Annotated in this window: 6 protein-coding genes; 3 read left to right on the top strand and 3 right to left on the bottom strand. The window is 44.2% G+C overall.

The genetic code is table 11. The annotated features are described in order from the left end of the window. Window positions 1-868: 868 nt before the first annotated feature. Window positions 869-1,081: a type II toxin-antitoxin system HicB family antitoxin gene (locus JWG43_RS17230; RefSeq protein ID WP_205244186.1), complete on the top strand. Its 213-nt coding sequence runs from the start codon at window positions 869-871 to the stop codon at window positions 1,079-1,081. Between the two features lie 304 nt (window positions 1,082-1,385). Here JWG43_RS17230 and nadS read toward each other — a convergent pair whose 3' ends face one another. After that, on the bottom strand, window positions 1,386-1,679 hold the full coding sequence (gene nadS / locus JWG43_RS17225) for a NadS family protein (protein WP_205244185.1): 294 nt from the start codon (window positions 1,677-1,679) through the stop codon (window positions 1,386-1,388). Next, entirely contained in the window at window positions 1,676-1,987 is a 312-nt protein-coding gene (locus tag JWG43_RS17220; RefSeq protein WP_205244184.1) for a type II toxin-antitoxin system RelE/ParE family toxin, read from the bottom strand. Before JWG43_RS17220 ends, nadS begins: the two co-directional genes overlap by 4 nt. Window positions 1,988-2,481: 494 nt before the next feature. Here JWG43_RS17220 and JWG43_RS17215 point away from each other — a divergent pair, with 494 nt between their 5' ends. Together JWG43_RS17215 and JWG43_RS17210 are read left to right on the top strand one after the other, a co-directional pair. Continuing rightward, entirely contained in the window at window positions 2,482-2,748 is a 267-nt protein-coding gene (locus JWG43_RS17215) for a type II toxin-antitoxin system Phd/YefM family antitoxin (protein WP_205244183.1), read from the top strand. Then, on the top strand, window positions 2,748-3,035 hold the full coding sequence (locus tag JWG43_RS17210) for a type II toxin-antitoxin system RelE family toxin (protein ID WP_205244182.1): 288 nt from the start codon (window positions 2,748-2,750) through the stop codon (window positions 3,033-3,035). The genes JWG43_RS17215 and JWG43_RS17210 overlap by 1 nt, the downstream gene beginning before the upstream one ends. A gap of 46 nt (window positions 3,036-3,081) precedes the next feature. On the opposite strand, the gene JWG43_RS17205 is transcribed toward JWG43_RS17210, so the two are convergent. Beyond that, window positions 3,082-3,306, bottom strand: coding sequence for an addiction module protein (locus tag JWG43_RS17205; protein WP_205244181.1), 225 nt, complete (start codon window positions 3,304-3,306; stop codon window positions 3,082-3,084). Window positions 3,307-3,743: the final 437 nt, after the last annotated feature.

The following is a 3,743-nucleotide window of genomic DNA, read 5'->3' as shown; positions in this document are numbered from 1 at the left end:
ATGATATACTTTGAAAGGTTAATCATAAGAGCGTCTGTTTTTCCTCCATGACCTGAACCGTTTTACCGACAATGACAGCAAGGGAACGGTTGTGGGGTGTGGGGAGGTGGGGTGATTGCGACGGGTGCTTTGTTGGGGTTCGTTCCTCACCCGCAACCTACAAAGTCATTTCATGGGTTGCGCCCGTGGTGGAGTTCATTCGGGAGGCCTTCCTATATGTGACAGCATGGGCAAACGATACGGATGTTTGCCCATCCTACGGGGCTGAGCTTAAAAATCAGGGACACCCCTAATTTTTTCCTAAAATTGATTTCGCAGGGCAGAAATGGTATCTATAGATTTTGTACAAAAAGCATACAGCCATATACCGAATTTCGGACCGCCGGAACGAAGATTTCGTTCCTGGCACTCCAGCAAATCGCATCGGTCTCGTCTGGCCCCTGACTCGAAAAATTGCATCCTTGAGCAAAAAACACGATGCTGAACTTTGTTGCAGTTCATATATTTGACTTTTATTATTAAAAAATTATACCACTTTACCCGGCACTGCTCATTATTAGCGTTCGGTGGAAATATCATGTGATCAAAAATGGAAAGAATGGAAAAACAGAAATGGGCAGATATGACAAATTGATATTTCAAATTCTAAGTGGCACAAGCGATGCGAATATATCTTTCTCTGATTTGATTACCCTTTTGCAACATTTTGGGTTCGAAATGAGGGTCAAAGGCAGTCACCACATTTTCAGAGAAAAGGCATTGAGGTGAAACCAAATTTACAAAAAGAAGGAAATAAGGCAAAACCATATCAAGTCAAACAGGTACGAAACATTATTCTCAAGTATAAATTGGGGGGGGGTGAAGATCGATGAATAAATTTGAAATTATAATCCACTGGAGCGATGAAGATCAGGCATTTTTGGCCGATGTCCCCGAGCTTCCAGGCTGCATGGCGCATGGTGATACGTATGAATCCGCACTAGCTAATATTATATCAGCCATGGATTTATGGATTAAAACGGCTAAAGAATTTAATGATCCCATCCCTGCACTTAAAGGCCGTCGTCTTGCCTTTGCATAGGCATTCACCGAACCAGGCTAATGCAGCCGACGCTAAATAACGCGCGGCTATCTTTGGGGTCAGGCCTAGAAGATGCCAAGAATTTGTGTTCAAGACATACGAGCCCTTGCATTTAAACCCTGGATGAAAATCAGACAAGCTCTATTTTTTTATAACTAATTGAAAATAGAAAAAATTAGGAGCACTTCCCCTATTTTACAAGCTGTTGGAAATGTACTATTTTTTCTCATTAAAACAAGGAAAGCGTCCCTAATTTTTCTAGGCCGGACCCTCCATATTGAGCTTCAGTGATGCGGGACTTATTTTATCCTGCATGCAGAGCCTCAAGTACAGCTTTCGGGTTTTTTAATGCAACCCGCAGTAATGCCTTGGCCGGGCCTTCTGGCTTTCTTCTTCCCTGCTCCCAGTTTTGCAGAGTCCTGACGCTAACTCCGATCATCAAAGCAAATTCAGATTGGGAAACACTTAAAATTTTTCGTACCATTTTGATTTCGGGAGCACCCATTTCAAAAACTCTGCTTGGCTCTTTGATCCCTTTTTTTATTTCTCCAGCTTCCTTGATGCTTGAAAGCAACATATTAAAATCTTCGTTTTTCATAGCAAATTCTCCTCAACCGTTTTTTTCAAGATCCTGATCTGCTCGGGTGTTAAATCTTCCTGCTGGTTTTTCTTGTACAGGAAGACCATATAAATGGTTTCAGGTTGAACAAAATAATAAATTACTCGTAGCGCGCTTCTTTTCCCTTCGCCGGGTAGATTCCAGCGAACTTTTCTGAGACCGCCACTGCCTTTGATAATTGCACCTGCTTCTGGGTTGAGCATCAAAAAGGACTGTAACGATGGGGTTCGTGCCTCACTCGCAACCCGCAAAGTCATTTCATGGGTTGCTTCCGTGGTGGTGTACATTTGGGAGGCCTTCCTATATGTGACAGCATGGGCAAACGATACGGCTGTTTGCCCATCCTTATACCGCGTGTGTAAGGAAGAACGAACAGTGCGTTTTAAAAATAAGGGAAGCGTCCCTAATTTTTCTGAGCCAGTCAATCAGCCTGTAGATGTTCAAGATGTCCTGCTTTGAGAAGCCACTTTCATAGAGTGCCGTGGTAATCTTCCACCGCCATGTGTATCGTGATTGTGTATCATTCTTTGTGGCTTTCGTTTTTAAATGCGCTGCGGTTATTATGGCAAAAGGGTTGGTCTCCCTGAGCAGGCCGTCAATATTTTTGTTGTAGTATACCGATGATGACAGCAAGGGAACGGTTCAGGCAAGGAAAAATCTGGGACTTTCCCTATTTTATGAACCTTGGAAAATCAGGAACATCCTCTATTTTACGCTCATTGACAGCACCGTTAAATCCGCTTATTATGCGTACAATCATGCACCATAAAAAGGAAAAATTATGCGCGCAAAAGAATACCTATCGGCGACTGTACTCGCAAAAAAGACTTCCGCTACCCTTGAAGCCTTGGAAAATGGCGATATTGATCGATTCGTTATCCTGAAAAACAATGCACCACGGGCTATTCTTATGTCCATCAATGCGTACGAGGGCATGGAAGAAGAAATGGAGGACTTGCGCCTCGCTGCCCTTGCTTTGGCCCGCCTGCATACCTTTGCACCGGATGAAGGTTTTACTCATGAAGAAATGATGAAAAAATTTACTTGATGAGCTGGACCATACTATACCACCGGAATGTGAGCGAAGATCTGGAAAGCATCGGCCCGGCCGCAGCCCGCCGGGTTATGCGGGCAATTGATGAAAAGCTCATACAGGCCCCGTTGCAATTCGGTGCACCGCTTTCCCAGAACCTGGGGGGTTTCCGTAAATTGAGAATTGGCGACTACCGGGTGGTGTACTGCGTCGTTGCCACCAGGGTCTTGGTGTATGTTCTGGCGGTCGGCCCTCGTCGTGACAAGGAAATATACGCTGATGCCGTTAGGCGATTGGAATAGAATGCGATTTTAAGATCAGTTCTGGCCTGCTCGGTGTAGCGAAGCCTCACTTGTACTCTCCTCGTAACTGATGATGCACGTTTTGCCAGTCATGCAGCTCGGTTTTATCCTGTTCATAGTGAACATATCTTCTGCCAAGTACATGTTTCTGCCACTCCGGCATAGGCAGTCTGTCACCTTCCATGGCTATGCTATCCCAAATGTCCTGGGCTAGGAGTAATCTTTGCGATATGCTTAGAAGCTTTATCTCATCAGCTAAGTTAGTGTCCATTTAATTTCCTCGCTTGATTATATTGTCGTGTGCATACTTGTCATAGTGGTATTTTTCAATTATAGGCATGACCTTTCTGTACTTCTTGCCAAAAGTCAATATCAGAGGGAAAGATTGTGGAAAAATTAGGGTCATCCATTATTTTATAACCTGCTGGAAATGCTATATTTTTTTCCCATAACAACAAGAGAATCGTCGCTGATTTTTCCTGGAGGGTATGTTTTTTTGATGGTTGTGGGGTGTGGGGAGGTGGGGTGATTGCGACGGGTGTTTTGTCAGCTGCTCCCGCTTTGAAGGGGTAGCGTTTTAATTTTCGTCCATTTCGTTTAAGCCCGGCCTGATTTCTTCCATAAAAAAAGGATTCATGCTCGGTGCTCTTGTTTTCACCGGAAAAACCGGCGAAAATCTTGTTTTCAGGGCGGAGTTATCCGTCCGGC

This window comes from Desulfobulbus alkaliphilus (assembly GCF_016918545.1).
In the GTDB taxonomy this organism is placed as follows: Bacteria; Desulfobacterota; Desulfobulbia; order Desulfobulbales; family Desulfobulbaceae; genus Desulfobulbus; species Desulfobulbus alkaliphilus.
The sequence above is the reverse complement of the archived record's forward strand: the minus strand, read 5'-3'. Positions and strand labels throughout refer to the sequence as shown.